The 16664-nt window shown below is 65.0% G+C and carries 11 protein-coding genes; 8 read left to right on the top strand and 3 right to left on the bottom strand.

From position 1 onward, the window contains the following. Positions 1 to 20: 20 nt before the first annotated feature. Entirely contained in the window at positions 21 to 1652 is a 1632-nt protein-coding gene (locus tag AC6RV7_RS03075) for a peptide ABC transporter substrate-binding protein (protein WP_500092432.1), read from the bottom strand. A 424-nt stretch (positions 1653 to 2076) separates the two neighbouring features. Here AC6RV7_RS03075 and AC6RV7_RS03070 point away from each other — a divergent pair, with 424 nt between their 5' ends. From AC6RV7_RS03070 to AC6RV7_RS03055, 4 genes are all read left to right on the top strand, one after another. Then, a complete protein-coding gene (locus tag AC6RV7_RS03070; RefSeq protein WP_500092431.1) occupies positions 2077 to 5145 on the top strand; it encodes a TonB-dependent receptor domain-containing protein in 3069 nt (1022 codons plus the stop codon). 95 nt (positions 5146 to 5240) lie between these two features. Further along, a complete protein-coding gene (locus AC6RV7_RS03065) occupies positions 5241 to 6398 on the top strand; it encodes a hypothetical protein (RefSeq protein WP_500092430.1) in 1158 nt (385 codons plus the stop codon). A 131-nt stretch (positions 6399 to 6529) separates the two neighbouring features. Further along, the gene (locus tag AC6RV7_RS03060) at positions 6530 to 7063 is read left to right on the top strand and encodes an RNA polymerase sigma factor (RefSeq protein WP_500092429.1); all 534 of its coding nucleotides are present in this window, start codon (positions 6530 to 6532) and stop codon (positions 7061 to 7063) included. Between the two features lie 72 nt (positions 7064 to 7135). Continuing rightward, entirely contained in the window at positions 7136 to 9208 is a 2073-nt protein-coding gene (locus AC6RV7_RS03055; RefSeq protein WP_500092428.1) for a YfbK domain-containing protein, read from the top strand. 31 nt (positions 9209 to 9239) lie between these two features. On the opposite strand, the gene AC6RV7_RS03050 is transcribed toward AC6RV7_RS03055, so the two are convergent. Further along, the gene (locus tag AC6RV7_RS03050; RefSeq protein ID WP_500092427.1) at positions 9240 to 12536 is read right to left on the bottom strand and encodes a beta strand repeat-containing protein; all 3297 of its coding nucleotides are present in this window, start codon (positions 12534 to 12536) and stop codon (positions 9240 to 9242) included. Between the two features lie 183 nt (positions 12537 to 12719). Here AC6RV7_RS03050 and AC6RV7_RS03045 point away from each other — a divergent pair, with 183 nt between their 5' ends. Beyond that, positions 12720 to 14093, top strand: coding sequence for a TonB family protein (locus AC6RV7_RS03045; protein WP_500092426.1), 1374 nt, complete (start codon positions 12720 to 12722; stop codon positions 14091 to 14093). 6 nt (positions 14094 to 14099) lie between these two features. Beyond that, positions 14100 to 14843 carry a hypothetical protein gene (locus tag AC6RV7_RS03040; protein ID WP_500092425.1) on the top strand — a complete coding sequence of 248 codons (744 nt, stop codon included), beginning with the start codon at positions 14100 to 14102 and terminating at the stop codon, positions 14841 to 14843. A 12-nt stretch (positions 14844 to 14855) separates the two neighbouring features. On the opposite strand, the gene AC6RV7_RS03035 is transcribed toward AC6RV7_RS03040, so the two are convergent. Then, positions 14856 to 15515: an arylesterase gene (locus AC6RV7_RS03035; protein ID WP_500092424.1), complete on the bottom strand. Its 660-nt coding sequence runs from the start codon at positions 15513 to 15515 to the stop codon at positions 14856 to 14858. Between the two features lie 37 nt (positions 15516 to 15552). Between AC6RV7_RS03035 and AC6RV7_RS03030 the strand changes: the two genes are divergently transcribed. Further along, positions 15553 to 16239 carry an ABC transporter ATP-binding protein gene (locus AC6RV7_RS03030; RefSeq protein ID WP_500092423.1) on the top strand — a complete coding sequence of 229 codons (687 nt, stop codon included), beginning with the start codon at positions 15553 to 15555 and terminating at the stop codon, positions 16237 to 16239. 41 nt (positions 16240 to 16280) lie between these two features. Next, positions 16281 to 16658, top strand: a complete 378-nt coding sequence (locus tag AC6RV7_RS03025; RefSeq protein ID WP_500092422.1) for a GxxExxY protein — start codon at positions 16281 to 16283, stop codon at positions 16656 to 16658. Positions 16659 to 16664 lie beyond the last annotated feature (6 nt).

The following is a 16664-nucleotide window of genomic DNA, read 5'->3' as shown; positions in this document are numbered from 1 at the left end:
GATCGCGGGTTGGCGCGGTGCTAGGGTTGCACGGGTTCGAGCCGCACGCGCTGGTAGCGATGAAAGCCGAGCAGGGAGGGTTCCCAGTTTTTCACCGCGGGATGAATCAGGTAGGTGCGCGCGCCGAAGTAGAGGGGCGCGATCGGCGCGGCGTCGAGGAGCCGGGTTTCGGCTTGTTGGAACAGTTCGCGGCGGGCGGCGGGTTCGCTCGTGCGGGCGGCGCTCGCAATGAGCCGGTCGTAATCGGCGTCAGCCCAGCCGGTCCAGTTGTTGCCGCCGTTGCCCACGAACAGGTCGAGAAACGTGGCAGGATCCGCGAAGTCGCCCGCCCAGCCGGAGAACGCGATCGCGTAGTGCTGCGTCTGCTGGTTTTGCAGCCAGGTCTTCTGCTCGAAGGGAGCGATGCTCACGTGAACGCCGAGCGTCTGCTGCCACATGCCTTGCAGCGCTTCGGCAACCTTCGGCTGCGTGTCGTCGTTGCGGACCTGCAGCTCGATGGTGGGGAAGCTTCGGCCGTTGGCGAAACCGGCGTCCGCGAGGAGCTGGCGGGCGGCGGCAGGATCGAAACCGAGCTCCGCCCGCGCGGTGTAGCCGGCGCAATCGGGTGGAGTGAGGTGCGTCGCGGGCGGACGCGAGCCGCGCAACACCTGGCGTGCAATCGCATCGCGATCGATCGCGAGCGCGAGCGCGCGGCGCACCCGCGGATCGTCAAGGGGCGGACGGGTGACGTTGAAACGCAGAAAAAAAGTCTGGAGGAACGGATCGAGGCGGAGCTTCGCCGGCGCGTCCTGTTGGTAACGGGCGATCTTCTCGACGGGGATGCCGTAGGTGATGTGCACCTGGCCCGCGCGGAAATCACGTTCCTCGACGTCGGGACTTTCGGTGGGAAAAAACACCACGCGTTCGAGGTGGTTGTGGGCGGCGTCCCAATAGTGCGGGTTGCGGGCCACGACGAGGCGGGCGTTGGGCGACCATTCGGCGAGCGTGAATGCGCCGTTTCCGACCAGATTCCCCGGCCGGGTCCAGGCCGTGCTGCGCTGATCGACGCGACCGAACTTTTCGATCGTGGCGCGGTGCACGGGGAACCAGGTCGGGTGCGCGGCCAGCGCGAGCAGGTAAGGCGTCGGACGCGCCAGCGTGAGTCGCAGCGTGCCGTCGTCGATCGCCGTCACGCCAACCGCGGAGAAGTCAGTGAGTTTCCCCGTGTTGAAGGCTTCGGCATTTCTGACCGGCCAGAGCATATAGGAATACTCGGAGGCGAGCGCGGGCGAAAGGAGGCGCCGGAAAGAGTAGACGAAATCGTGAGCGGTGACGCGATCGCCGCTGGACCAACGAGCGGTGGGGCGGAGATGGAAGGTATAAACGAGTCCGTCGTCGGAAATCTCCCAACGCTCCGCGACCGCCGGGACGGGCAGGGAGGTTTTCTCATCCAGCGCGGTGAGCCCCTCGAAGAGCGCGACGAGGATGTTTTGATCGGTGTAGGCGGTGACGAGGTGCGGATCGAGATCGGCCGGCTCCGAAAGATTGCCGAGCAACAGCGTCCGCTCGCGGACGGCAGCATCCGCGGAGGTTTCCCGACGCGCGCAGGAAGCGAGCAGCAGGGCCGCCGCAAGTCCGGCACCCAGCACGAAAAAAAATCGGGAGAACCGCATGGCACCAAGGAGCCCGCTCCCGGGCTCGTGGCAAGTTTCCCGCAGGCGGCGCGAGACGGAGCCACCCGTTGGTTCCGTCGCCCCGCCTCCGCCGTAATCGCCGACCCCGCGGCCCGAAGCTTGACAATGGTCCCGGCATGTTCTTTTGATGTGCGAATCGGAATGCTGAATAGATATTCACAACCTGCCGATACCCCATGTTTCCCCAACCCCTGTTCCGCTGGCCGGATTCGCCTCCGGTTTTTGCCCCCGCCTGCGCCTCGTGTGCAGAAGAGATAACCCTGGCGCCGCCGAACGCGTCATCCGGTGCGTCACCGAATCTTAACCTCCCCGCCCGGTTTCGGGTTTGAAGCCGCGGGGGACACCCCGCTGTAGTGTAATCCTGTTCAGAATATTTATTCGATATCGTATTTCCCGTTCCGTTATGTCCCCTGCACACACCTCCCTCCCCCCTGCGCGTCTGGCGCGGTTCTTCTCCGGCCTGTTGGCCGGCCTGATGCTGTTGGTTTCCAGTGTGGACGCGCAGACCGCCGCCGGCGGCGTGCGCGGCCGCGTGTTCAATGCGGCGAGCAACGAGTATATCCGCAACGCCGAGATTCGCGTCGTGGGCACTCCGATCGTCGTCTATTCGGAAGATGGCGGTGATTTCAGCCTGACGGGAGTGCCCGCGGGCGAAGCCACGCTGGTCGCCACCTACACAGGCCTGCAGGAAACCAGGGCCGTCGTGACGGTTGTCGCCGGACAGGTCGTCGCCCACGATTTCCGACTTCAGGAAACGTCCTACGCCGGAGCCGGGACTGACGGCGAAAAGGTGGTGCAACTGGAGAAGCTCGAAGTCGCCGGATCGCGCAGCGGCCAGGCGAAGGCCATCATGGAGCGACGCGCGTCGATCAACGCCAAGAACGTCGTCGCCGCCGACAATTACGGCGAGCTCACCATGGGCGACGTCGGCGAGTTCATGAAATCGGTCCCCGGGCTGTCGCTCGATTATGTGGAAGTCGACACCAGCGCCGTCCGCATCGGCGGCCTCGAGCCGAAGTATTCGAATTTCACGACCGACGGTGCCCGCATGGCGACCGCGACCTCGAACAACAACGCCGGCCGGCAAAACTCGTTTGAGCAGATGTCGATCACGGGCATCGAGTCGATCGAGGTGAACAACACGCTCACCGCGAGCATGGATGCCGATTCTCCCGGCGGCACGATCAACCTGCGCAGCAAATATGCGTTCCAGCGCAGCGGGCGCTCGATCGTGTTTCAGGTTTACGGCGTCGGCACCTCGGACGCCGAGTTCAAGCGCGAATACTTCCCGGACGACCGCAAGCACCAGCGTATCTTTCCTTCCGGCCAGTTCGGTTACGCCGATATCTTTTTCGACGGACGCCTCGGCGTGGAGTTCAACGCCAGCTATAATGCGAATTTCGTCCAGCAGGACCGCGTGCAGATGCGTTATAACTATAATACGCCCGCGGCCGGGGCGACGGTCGAGACGCCGAAGCTCAACGACATCCTGTTCCGCCCGGGCCCGAAGATGACCCATCGCGAAGCGGCGAACCTGAGTCTGGATTACCGGCTCACGCCGGAGCTCGTGTTTTCCTGGCGCAGCAGCTATTCGTTCTACGATGTCGAGTATGTAAACCAATATACATATCTCTATGCGCCGGTCGCCACGCAGCCCACGAGCAGCAGCATCACGCGGCTGGTTGCGAGCCCGGTCAACGCCACGACTGGCGCGGCCGTGACCGGCGGCAGCAGCCCCCGTTTGCGCACGGAGTATTCGCATCGCTACGCGGGCACGCCGGCATTCGTGCTCGCTCCGAAACTCGAATACAAGGGCGACACCTGGCAGGCGGCGCTGCGCGGCAGCTATTCGCGGTCCGAGTTCAATTTCCGCGACAACAGCAAGGGCTTCTTCGTCCGCACCGACAACTGGATCTCCCGTCTCGGTTTCGTCGCGGAACGGCCCTCCGAGGATTCGCCGACGTGGACGCTGGCGCAGACCGCCGGCCGTTCCTGGAGCGATCCGATGAGCTGGAATCGCGACGACGACATCGGCAACAACATCCGCACCTCCGAGTCCGACGCGGTGAATGAAATGTATAGCGGTTATCTCGACCTCAAAAAACAGCTCCGCGTCCGGGGTCTTCCGGTCACGATACTCGGCGGCTTTGGCGGCCGGACCAACGATTGGAAGACGAACGAGGGTTCTTACCAACAATTTCAATACGTCGGTCCCACGCATGACCTCACGCAAAAGGCGCCGGAGGCGGTGATTCCGTGGACGCAAAACTACAAGTTCGACCTTAATCTCGATGGCCGCGGCGGCAACGTGACCGCCCAAAACTGGCGCGCGGACAGCAACTACGGGGTTTACGATATCTACAAGGATCATCCGGACTATTTCGTGCCGGACGAGGTCGGCAATCTCACGCGGAAGCTGCAGAACAATAAAAAGATTTCCGAGGAGATCGGCGCCGCCTATCTCGAAGGCCAGACGCGCGTCGGCAAGGCCCGCTTCGATCTGGGGCTTCGTTATGAAAAAACCAAGACCGAAGCCGCGGTCTCGGACGTCCGGCCCGACAAGGAGGTGACCGACGCCGGTTACGCCCTCAACACCGTCGAGGGCGTTCTCTACAAGTATAAAAACGGCCAGCAGAACACCCGTCACGGCTCCTATGACGACTGGTTCGTCAGCGGCGGTGTGAAATACGATTTCACCAAGAAGCTCGTCGGCCAGCTGGCGTTCAGCGATGCGATTCTCCGGCCCGATTATGGCAATCTCGGCGGGGTGACGTCGGTCAACGACAACACGCAGACGGTCACAGTGCCGAATCCGGAGCTGAAGCCCGAACATTCGCGGAAGTATTATGCGGGGCTGCAATATTTCCTCGAGCCGTCCGGTATGGTCGGCCTCTCTTACTATAAACTTCGTCTCAACGATATGCAGCAGCCGGGCCTGACGGTCGACCCGGAGTCGGTCGGCTACAGTCCGAGCGATTATCCGGGCTACACGTTCGTCAGCGCGCAAAACGGCATCGGCACGTTCGAAACCGACGGCGTCACGTTCGAATACAATCAACAGCTCACGTTTCTGCCCGGTGCCCTGAAGGGCCTCGGCCTCTACGGTTCGGTCACGCGGGTGATCGCCGACGGCGTTCGCATCGGCGTGCCGAACCGCGTGGCGAACTGGGGGGCGCGCTACCGCTACGGCCGGTTCAATGTTCAAATCAACGGCACCTGGCAGGCCGCCTCCCGGCTTGGCTCGCTGAGCGACACGGAGAAGACCAACAACACCGGCATTCGCTGGCTCGCCGCCCGCGAACTCTGGAGCATCAGCGCCAGTTACCGGCTCACGAAGCATTTCGAGCTGATGCTGTCGGGTCGCAACATCTTCAACGCTCCCTCGGTTCAATACTCGAACGTTCCCGGACGAATTTACCTCTACGATGTTTACGGCTCCTTGTGGAGCGCGGGCATCAAGGGCACTTTCTAAACAAGGTTCGCTCGTTCAAGTCACCCCGCGGCTGCGTCGCTCGCCAGGAGCGCGGCCGCGGGATTCCGTTTTTCAAAACCAACCTCCTCGCTGTCATGAAAAAGTTCCTCTCGCTGATTCCGTTGCTGGTTTCCGCCGCCGTGGCGATGGCCGCGCCGTCGGGCGCCGCTCCCCGTCCGCCGCTCCAGCAGAACGGCGGCACCTGGCCGACCAGCCACGTGCAGGGAATCGCGGTGGATCTCGCGGGCGGTCATATTTATTATTCGTTCACGACGCTGCTCGCGAAATACGATTTCAATGGCAAACTCGTCGGCACGCTCGTCGGCTGGGCCGGACATCTGGGCGATCTCGATTTCAACCCGCGCGACGGACGAGTCTATGGTTCGCTCGAATATAAAAAGGATAAGGCGTTCTATATTGCGGTCATCGACGTGAACCGGATCGACCGCGTCGGCATCGAGGCGGCGAATTCCGAGATTTTCCGCACCGTTTATTTGCCTGAAGTTGCCAAGGACTACGCCGCCGATCTGAACGGCGACGGGGTGTTCGACGGCGATGTCGCCGACACGCCGGACCACCGCTACGGCTGCTCCGGCATCGACGGGGTGAGTTTCGGGCCGGTGTTTGGTCGCGCTGACGGCCCGCCGCTGCTCACCGTGGCCTATGGCATCTACAGCAATCTTGGCCGCACGGACAACGATCACCAAGTGTTGCTGCAATACGACATCACGGATTGGAAGCGTTACGAGCGACCGCTGGTGGAGGCGACGCCCCACCACAGCGGCCCCGCAAAAGCCCAAGGCAAGTATTTCGTGCGGACCGGCAATACGACCTACGGCGTGCAGAACCTGGCCTATGACGCCGCGCTGCAGCGCTGGTTTTTGGGTGTTTATAAAGGCAAGAAACCGTCGTTTCCGAATTACGGCATGTTCGCAATCGACGCGCGAACGCGCCCCCTCCGCGGCGATCTGATCGGCGTTCCGGCGACGCACGGCGACGGCGCGGAGCAAGGTCAGTTGCTCGCGCTCGCGAACGACGGTCTCAAGGATCCCGCGACCGGCCTTCGGGGCTGGAATCAAAAAGCCGACGTCGGATTGCAGCCGATCGGCGGCGGGTTGTTCTATCTCGCGGTGAACTCCGGGACCCGCGGCCAGCAGACCGGCGAAGTGAGGTTGCATCGCTGGACGGGCGAATCGACCGCACCATTGGTGCCCGCGACGGCGGCGGATGTCGCGCGTTGGAGCGCACGCTGAAAAGGTAGCGGCCTTCGGCGGCGGGCACCCGGCGTCGAATAAACCAGGACTCGTGAGCCTCGCCGGCTTGCGGAATTTTCGCGCTTTCGGCTAAGAAACGTGGCGCTGCCGCGTTTAGCTTCCAGAACCCCATGTCCAACGATCAACCGAAAGCAGGGGACGCCGATGCTGCTGCATTTCTGGAACGCGTTTTTGCCGAACAACGGGCGCCGCTCGTCCGCTATGCGACGCGGCTGCTCGGCGACAGCGACCGCGCGCGCGATGTCGTGCAGGATGCGTTCGTGCGGCTCATGGCGCAGCCGGTCGAGGCGGTCGACGGGCACGCGGTGGAATGGCTTTTCACGGTCTGCCGCAACCGCGCGATGGACGTGCTGCGAAAGGAGCATCGCATGAAACGCTTCGAGGAGGGCGAGGCCGAGCGCGTCACCACCGCGGAGCCGCGGCCGGGGCGGACGCTCGAGCGGGAGGAAACCCACGCGGCGGTGCTGCGATTGATCGACCGCCTGCCGCCGAACCAGCAGGAAGTCGTGCGGCTCAAATTTCAAAACGGTTTCAGCTACAAGGAAATCAGCCGGATCACGTCGCTCTCGGTGACGAATGTCGGATTCCTGATTCACAAAGCCGTCACCCGGTTGCGCACGGAGTTCGCCGCGCAGCAACCCTGAGGCCACGCCACGGGCGCGAGCAACGAAGCCACAAAAACGAAGCACACGAAAGAGGATGATCCTCGGCGGAACATGAACGACACGACGCAATTTTCAGACGATCCCCGGCTGACCGCGTATGCCTTGGGAGAGCTCGATGCGACGGAACGCGCAGAGGTCGAGGCGCTGGTTGCCGCGAATCCCGCCGCGCGTTCCGTCGTGGAGGAAATCCGCGCGACGGCCGCGCAGCTGGAATCCGCTCTCGCCCACGAGAGCGCTGCGGAGACGGTGCCGGCGGTTCGCGATCCTTATGCGCGCGACAATTCCCCGCGCGTGCTGCGGTTTCCGCAGGTCTACTACGTGATCGGCGGATTGGCGGCGGCGTGCTTTGCGGTGGTCGCGGTGCTTTACGAACCGCCGCCGCGTCCGGTGCACGCGTCTCAGAAAATGTCGCTGCCGGTGGCGGCAAATCTGCCCGTCGTAACGACAGCCCCCGACGACGCCGAGTCGACAGCGGCGTCGGGCTTAGTGGCGCAGGTGCTCTCGGAGCAAATGGACAAAAAAATGGCGGCGATGCAGTTCCGGGTCGAAAGCTTGGACGCCGCCCGCGAGCAGGCGCAGGCGCGTCGTGAGCGCGACGTTCGCCTGGCCGCGCAGTCCGCCGCGCGCTTCGTCTCCGGCGGCGGCGCGACGGCCGCGGCCCTGCGGGCCAATTACTTTCCGGCTCCGGAACTCTCAACCGAAGCTTACTCGTATCGGGCGGAGAGCGAGTTTCTGCGGACGCGCGACCACCCGCTGTCGACGTTCTCCGCCGATGTCGACACGGCGAGTTATGCGAATGTCCGCCGCATGTTGCTGGCGGGCCGGCGTCCGCCGGTCGACGCGGTGCGCATCGAGGAGCTGTTGAACTATTTCCCGTATCGTTATGCGCCGCCGAGCGACGGAGCGCCCTTCGCCGCGTCGATGGAAGTCGCCGAGGCGCCGTGGGCGCCAGCGCACCGGCTCGTGCGGATCGGTTTGAAAGCGCGCGAAGTGGCAGCGGGCGAGCGCGGCGCGGCCAATCTCGTTTTCCTGCTGGATGTGTCGGGTTCGATGAACGCGCCGAACAAGCTCCCGCTCGTGAAGGAATCGTTGCGCCTCCTGCTCGCGCGGCTGCGGACCGACGATCGCGTCGCGATCGTGACGTATGCCGGCGCGAGCGGACTGGCGCTGCCGTCGACCCCGGCGGCGAAGGCGCGCGAGATCGAGGCGGCGCTCGATCAGCTGCGCCCAGAGGGATCGACGAACGGCGCGATGGGCCTCCAGCTCGCTTACGATATCGCGAAGGCGAACTTCGTTTCCGGCGGCGTGAACCGCGTGATCCTGTGCACGGACGGCGACTTCAATGTCGGCGTGACCAGCGAGGGCGAGCTCACGCGGCTGATCCAGGAAAAGGCGAAATCGGGCGTGTTCCTGACGGTGCTCGGCTTTGGCATGGGCAATCTGAAGGACGCGACGCTCCAGCAGCTCGCGGATCGCGGCAACGGCAGTTATGGTTATGTGGATACGCGCCGCGAGGCGGAGAAGCTGCTGGTCGAGCAGGTCAGCGGCACGCTCGTGACGGTCGCGCAGGACGTAAAGCTGCAGGTGGAGTTCAATCCCGCGCGGGTGGCGGCGTATCGGCTGATCGGTTACGAGAAGCGCCGGCTGCAGAAGGAGGATTTCAACAATGATGCGGTCGATGCCGGCGAGATCGGGGCGGGGCACACGGTGACGGCGTTGTATGAAGTCGTGCCGGCGGGCGGCGACGACAGCGGCGAGACCGGGACCGTGGAGCCGCTGAAATACGCGACCGTTCCGGCGTCGGCGGAGACCGCGGCGCGGGCCGATTTTGCAGACGAATTGCTGACGTTGAAAATCCGTTACAAGGAACCCGGGGCCGCGCAGAGCCGCCGGCTGGAGTTTCCGCTGGTCGACCGCGGGGGGCGCTTCGCGGACGCGAGCGACGATTTCAAGTTCGCGGCGGCGGTGGCGGGCTTCGGCCTGCTGCTGCGCGATTCGCCGCACCAGGGCGCGGCGACGTTTGCGCTCGTGCAGCAATGGGCCGAGGCGGGTCTGGCGCAGGACGCCGGCGGCTATCGGGCCGAATTCGTGGACCTGGTGCGGCGCGCTCAGGCGCTGCAGTGACAGAGGCGCGGCGCCGCGAACGTGAACGGGGTTATTTCTTTCGGCGCCAGGCACCGAGGCCGATGATCGCGAGGCCCGTGATCATCAGCGCCCAGGTCGATGGTTCGGGGACGGCGGCGGGGTTGAGCTTGATGAAGAGATTGTTGTCGATGCGGGCGATGCTGAAGGCGCCGACGTCGTCGGTGTCGAAAACGAACTTCTGCGCGTCGAAGCCGACGATGTTGCCCGCGGTGGCGAACATCCATTGGTAGGACGTTTCGGTGAAGGTGGGGCTGCCATCGGCGAGGGCGCCGATGCCGGTGATGTAGATGGTGATCGGGTTGCCGGCGTTGATCGTGCCGTCGAACGTGAGCGTGCCGCTCACGTTGAGGAGATTCCAGTCGGTGCCGGCTTCGCCCGTGAGACTGGCGATTTTGAATTCGATGAACGAGCCGCCGGAGAACTGGGCGCTGCCGACGGACAAGGTCCCGATGCTGTCGAATCCGCCCGCGGAGATGCCGCCGTTGGACAACAGGTTCACGGAGCCCGCAATGCCGCCGATGCCGCCGAACTTGGCGCGATCGGTCGCACCGCCGACTTGCACGAGCGCAGAAGCCAGAGCGTCGGCGTGGTTCACGAGCAGCGTGCCGCGCGTCACGGTCGTGGTGCCGGTGTAGGTGTTGCTGCCGGACACCGTCAACGTGCCATGACCGGCGAGCGTGAGTGACGCGGAGGTGTTGCCGCCGATCGGATTCGCGAAGGTGACGTGGCCGCCGTTGGGATCGAAAAGAGCGTTTCTGCCGGCGGGCATGACGATCTGCGCCGAAACATCCTGCGAATTGCCGGATTTCCAGCGGAGCTGTCCGCCGTCCATCGTGACCGAGCCGGAGCCGAGTGCGCCGTCGGCGAACTCGAGGATGCCGCTCGAAAGTGTGGTGCCGCCGGTGAAGGTGTTCGCACCGCCGAGACTGAGGAGCGTGGGCACGAGCAAACCGTCATCGAAGGTAGTGCCCTGCACGAGGAGCTCGCCGTCGCCGGAAATCACGCCGTCGAAGGCGCTCATCGTGTGATAGCTGTCGTGTCCGCCGGCGGGCATCGCGATCGTGAGCTTCTGGCCGCCTTCAATGACGATCGACGCTTCGGTGGCCGCCAAGTTGAGGATGCCGGCGATGGTTTGGTCGAAGTTGACGAGAAGCGAGGCCCCGTCGCTGATCCAAAGCTTCGAAGACGCGGGAAGGGCGTCGTCGTTGGCAAAGGCGAGGGTGCCGCCGGCGATCTGCGTGGCCCCTGTGTAGTCGTGCTGGCCCTTAAGCACGTTGTAGCCACTCATGAACTGGACCTGGGTGTTGCCCGAAATCGTCACGGCCGCGCCGTCGGCCGTGCCGTCCTTGGTGAAATAGTAGGGTGCCTCGCGACTCGTGTCGGTGTTGAACACCAGGTTTCCGTGACTGGTGCCGGTGGTGACAACGGCGGCGTTGACGATGCCGCCGGCGGCGGGGGCGCCCTCCGATTCTTCGTCCCACGGATCGGCGCCGATCACAAGGGTGCCGCCGGACAATGAGTCCGCGCCGGAGTTTGCGCCCAAGGTGATGGTGCCATCGCCTTCGACGCCGACGTTGAGCTTGCCGCCGTTTTGCACGAGGACGAAACCGGAACCGGCGTCGCCGATCGTGAGACTGCCGGCGGTCCAGGACGCGCCGCCCTCGGAGCCGTCGATGATGGCGAAACCATGCGCACCGGTGGTGGCGCCAAGGGTCGCGGCGCCGGAGTTGATGACCCGGCCTCCTTCGGAAACGAACAAACTGCCGAGCGCACTGGTATCCGTTTCGCCGTCGAAATTCGCGCCAAGTATGAAGTCGCCGTCGATCGCCAGCGTGCTCGGCGTGCGGTCGACATCGACGGTGGGCACGTCGCTCTCGCTCCAGCCGGTCACCACGATGTGGCCCATGCTGCCGGCCGTCGTTCCGACGGTGATTTTGCTGGCGCTGACTTCGGCGCCCCCGGTGATGTTCAGGTGTCCGCTGCCCTGATAGCCGACGTAGAGATCGCTGCGGTTTTCCCAGCGGCTGTTCCTGCCGTCGACGCTGACGAAACCGTAATCGCCCTGGGGTTTGCCGATCCAGCCGTGGTTGGCAGTGAGTTGGCCGCCATTCTGGACGTGGAGCTGGGCGTTGCCGACGAAGACGTCGCTGTCCTCGTGCGAGATCGATCCGCCGTTCAAGGCGAGGACTCCGCCGCTGATCTTGGTGCCGCCGTTGTAGGTGTTAACCCCCGTCAACGTGAAGTAGCCCGGTCCGGCTTTCTCGAACGTGCCTTCGCCCGTGATCTGGCCGTCGAACGTGCTGCTGTGCGCGGTGGGCAGATTGATCGTGAGTGTCTGGCTGCCGCCGATCGTGACGGTGCCGGTGCCGGAAAGCGCCCGCAGTTCCTGATTCGCGCTGATCGCCAGTTCGGCATTGGTCGTTTCGTCCACGCCGACGGTGATGTCCGTGCCGGCGTTGAGCGTTTGTGCCGCCGCGAGGTCCACAGTGCCGGCGTTGATCTGGAGGTGCTGCGGATTTGACGGCGTGGTGCCGTTGAGGACGAGCCGGCCGTCGCCGGTTTTCACCAACGTGGCTTCGGCAGCAGCAGTGATTGTGCCGCCGTAAGTGAGGGTGGTGCCCCCGTCGACCTGCAGGGTGCCGCCGGAAAAGCCCAACGCGAGGCCGCGGTTGGCATGGAGGGTGAAACTCGCCCCCGTGCGCAGTGTGCCGCCGTTGAGCATGAGGTGACCGGGAGTCGCCACGGAAGGCGCGACGCCGAGCGCGGCGTCGCTGTAGATGACGAGGATCCCGCCGTTGATGGTCGTGCCGCCGGTGAACGTGTTGCTGCCGCCGAGAACCAGCGTGCCCGCGCCCGACAAGGTGAAGCTCGCGGAACCGCCGATCTCGCCGATCGCGCCGTTCACGGTCACGGTCGTGCCGGCATTGGCGATGTTGACCGCGTGGCCACCCGCCCAGAGCGTGATGGGCAAGCCTGTCGAGAATTCCACGTCGCCGCCCGCGCCGAGCACGCGCAGATCGCCGTTGATCGTGACGGAGCCGGTGCCGGAGAACGAATAGCCCGGCCGCTCGGAATCGGCGGAAAACTCCAGATCCTTGAGCACGATGCCGGCATTGATGGTGAGGGCCGAATTCGTCGCGTTGCCGAAATTGACCACGGTTGACGCTGTGAAATTCGGAATGCTGTTCCAGTTTCCCGCGCTGGCCGCATCGCCGCTGGTCAAGCCGGTCCAAACAAGCTGGGCGTGCACGACCGGGCCGCCGGCGAGGACGACGAGAAAAGCGAGGAGCTGGAGCCGCGTTTTCATGGGCGGGACGCTGCCTGCGGCCGTGGATACGGGCAAGGGCAAAGGCGTTGCCATACAGCAGGTCAGCCGGCCTCCCGCAGGCAAACGATCCGTCGCCGAGCTTCGCCGGCGGCGCGCGCTCCGGAAGATGGCTTCGAGAATGTGTGCGCTTTGGGCGCTGGCGGGTGCTAGAAAGTGAACGCGATGAAGGACGACTCCGAACTTCTCCAACGCTACGCGGCCGAACGCGATGAGGCCGCCTTTGCCGAGCTGGTGCGGCGCCACGTCAACCTCGTGCACTCGGCGGCGTTGCGCCAGCTCAACGGCGACGCGCAGCTGGCCGAGGATGCCGCGCAACTCGTCTTCGTCGACCTGGCCCGCAAGGCGTCCGCGCTCCGCCACCAGCGCGTGCTCGCCGGCTGGCTGTATGTAAGCACCCGATACGCGGCGGCGAAACTCGTCCGCGCGGAACGGCGGCGCCAGCGACGCGAACAGGAGGCGGCCATGATCGATCCAGCGGCAGACGACAACCGGCAGGTGGATTGGGACCGCGTGCGGCCCGTGCTCGATGACGCGATGAATGAACTGAAGACGGTGGATCGCGAGGCGATCCTCCTGCGCTTTTTCGAACACAAACCGTTCGCCGACATCGGCGCCCGGCTGGCGTTGAGCGAGAACGCGGCGCGGATGCGCGTCGAGCGGGCGCTCGAGCGGCTGCAGGCGCGATTGACACGGCGCGGTGTAACCTCGACCAGCGGTGCGCTGGCGGCGGCGCTCGCGAGCCAGGCGGTCACGGCGGCGCCGGCGGGCGTGACGGCCGCGGTGACCGCGGCCGCGCTGGCCGGCGGAGGCGCGGGCGCGGCGGGACTGGCGGCTTTTATGGGCATGACGAAATTACAACTCGGGATCAGCGGAGCGCTGGCGGTGGCCGGTGCGACCGGTTTGGCGGTGCAACATCACGAAATCGGCGCGCTGCGGCAGGAGCAGGCGGCGCTGCAGGTCGAGGCGCAACGCGTCGCCGCGCTCAAAACGGAGAACGCCGCGCTCGCGAAAAATCTCGCCGACGCCGAACGCAGCCGCGGCGAGGCGGTGGAGTTGAAACGGCTCCGGAGCGAAGCCGACGCGCTGCGCGCGCAGGCCGACGCGACCGCGCGGCAGCAGGACGCGGCGCTGCAGGCGAAACGCGAGGCCGAGCGGATCGCGGCGCTCGCCCGCGTGGCCGCGGCGAAACGCGCGGCGGAGCTCGCGAACCAGCCGGACCGGCTGCCGGTGCCGAGCGTGCGCGTGCCGCCGAAATATCCCGCGGCGTTGCGCGAGGCCGGCGCGGCCGGCTCGGTCGTCGTGGGCTTCGTCGTCGATGCCCAAGGCGAAGTGCGCGATGCGTTCGCGGTGCGCTCGACACGGCCGGAGTTTGAAGCCGCGGCCATCGAGGCGGTCGCGCAATGGAAGTTCGAGCCCGGGATCAAGGGCTGGCGGCCGGTGAATACGCGGCTCGAACAGGAGATCACGTTCAGCCTCGACGCGTCCGCCCAACCTGGCGGCATGCCGCGGCCCGTGAACAACGAAAGCTGGTTCTGATTTATCATGCGCTCGCGCTGGCTCGTGATCGGAGGTTTCGCCGTAGCGATCGTCGTCGCGCTCACCTTGCAGCAGCAGCGCTTGAACGTGGCGCGTGACGCCGCGCGAGTGCGTCACGAGCGGCAGCGCGAGGTGCAGGCGCTCGCCGCGGAAAACGCGCGGCTGCGCGCCGTTCAACCTTCGGCCGACGACGCGGCAACGCTCGCGCGCGAACGCCAGGAACTGGCGCGGTTGCACGACGAGGTGGCGCGGTTGAAAAAAGCGCGCGCCGCGTTCCCGGCGTTGGAGGCGCCGAAAAATCCCGCCGCGGGGAATTTCGCGCGACCCGAGCTGTGGCAGAACGTCGGCGCCGGCACGCCGGAGGCCGCGCTCGAGACGGCGTTGTGGGCGGCGACCGGCGGCGAACTCGACACCCTGGCGGGCCTGCTCCTCCTCGAAGGCGATGCCAAGGTGCGCGCGGACGCGCTGCTCGCGAAACTCCCGTCCACGTTGCGCGCCGATTATCCCGCGCCGGAGCGGCTGGTGGCGTTGCTCGCGGCGAAAGATGTCGCCGTGGCGCCGGTGCAGCTGTGGCGGCAGACGGCCGATGGGCCGGACCGCACGGTGTTGTTTCTCACGGTCGCGAACGATCGCGGCGAACTGCGGCCGGTGAGTTTGAACCTGCGGCGCGCCGACGCCGGCTGGCGGTTCGTCGTGCCGACGCGGGCGATCGCGCGCTATGCGGCGCAGCTGGCCGGCGAAGCGCCGTGACGCCGCGAAGGTTCAGCGGCGTTCGCCGAGCAAAGGCGCGAGGGTTTTCCAGACGGTTTCGGCCACGCGCGCGTGGCCTTCGGCGTTGGGGTGGATGCGATCGACCTGGTTGAGATCGTCGTCAGCGGCGACGCCTTCGAGCAGAAACGGGATGAACGTGGCGTGAAATTTTTCCGCCACCGCGGGAAACACCTGCGCGTAGTCGCGCGCGTAGGCTTCGCCCATGCTGTCGGGCATCATCATGCCCGCGACCACGAGTCGGGCGTTCGGTTGACGAGCGCGGACGCGTTCGAGGATCGCCGTCAGATTCGCCTGCGTGACGGACGGTTCGAGGCCGCGGAGTCCGTCGTTGGCGCCGAGCGCGAGGACGAAGATGTCGATCGGCTGGCGGAGAATCCAATCGACGCGGCGCAGGCCGCCGGCGGACGTCTCACCGCTCAGGCCGGCATTGACGACGCGGAAGGGCAGTTGCGCGGCGTCGATCTTTTGCTGGATCCGCGCGGGGTAGCCGTCGGTGTAAGGATCCTCGAGCCCGTAGCCGGCCGTGAGGCTGTCGCCGAAAAAGACGATGGTCTTCGTTTGTGCGGCGGAGGCGGTCGCCACTGCGAAGCCGACGAACGACACGAAAAGGAAGAGCGGGAAAAACCGGTGGCGCGACGGAGAGTTCAGCATCGTTTTCGTGAAGTTCGTGTGTTTCGTGGATTTTCACATGACTGATCACGCGATGCTGAAAGTCGAGCGACTGACCAAAACTTATCCAACGGCGGCCGGGCCGCTCACGGTGTTGCACGAGGTGAGTTTCGAAATCGGCCGCGGCGCCACCGTGGCGATCGTCGGCCCGAGCGGCAGCGGCAAGACGACGCTGCTCGGATTGTGCGCGGGACTCGACCGTCCGAGCACGGGCAGCGTGACGCTCGCCGGCACGTCGATCGGCGAGCTCGACGAGGACGCGCGGGCGCGGGTGCGCAACGAGCACGTCGGCTTCGTGTTTCAGAATTTCCAACTCGTGCCCACGCTGACCGCGCTCGAGAACGTGCTCGTGCCGGTGGAGCTGCGCGGCGAAGCGGGCCGGGAGGACGAGGCGCGCGAACTCCTGGGGCGCGTGGGGTTGGGAGAGCGCTGCGAACATTATCCGGTGCAACTCTCCGGCGGCGAACAGCAGCGCGTGGCGCTGGCGCGGGCGTTCATGAACCGGCCGAAGATCCTGTTTTGCGACGAGCCGACGGGAAACCTCGATGGCGACACGGCGCATGCGATGACGGAGCTGATCTTCGGTTTGAACCGCGAACGTGCCACGACGCTGGTGCTGGTGACGCACGACCTCGAACTCGCGAAGAAATGCCACCGCCGCCTCCGCCTCCGCAACGGCGCCGTGATCAGTGACGAGACGGTGTAGAAACCACGAAACACACGAAATACACGAAAGGAATCCAGCCGATGAGCGACCTGTTGTATCCCGAAGAATCCTATCGACTCATGGGTGCCTGCTTCGAGGTGTATAAGGAGAAAGGCTGTGGATTCCTGGAGGCCGTTTTTCAGGAGTGCCTCGAACTGGAACTGCGCGACCGGGGGATTCCTTTCATTCAACATCCAAGCCTCACCTTGAGTTACAAAGGTCGGCCGTTAAGGCAGACATACACGCCGGATTTTCTTTGTTTCGAGAAGATCATTCTCGAGATCAAAGCCGTTTCCAAGCTCGCTGACGAACACCGGGCTCAGGTGCATAACTATCTTCGAGCAACCGGACATCGGCTTGGGCTGTTGGTGAATTTTGGTCACTTCCCCAAAGTGGAATACGAGCGGATCGCGCTGTGATTCTTT

It is taken from the genome of Opitutus sp. sgz309028 (assembly GCF_059821195.1).
This window is presented reverse-complemented; position numbering and strand designations above follow the sequence as displayed.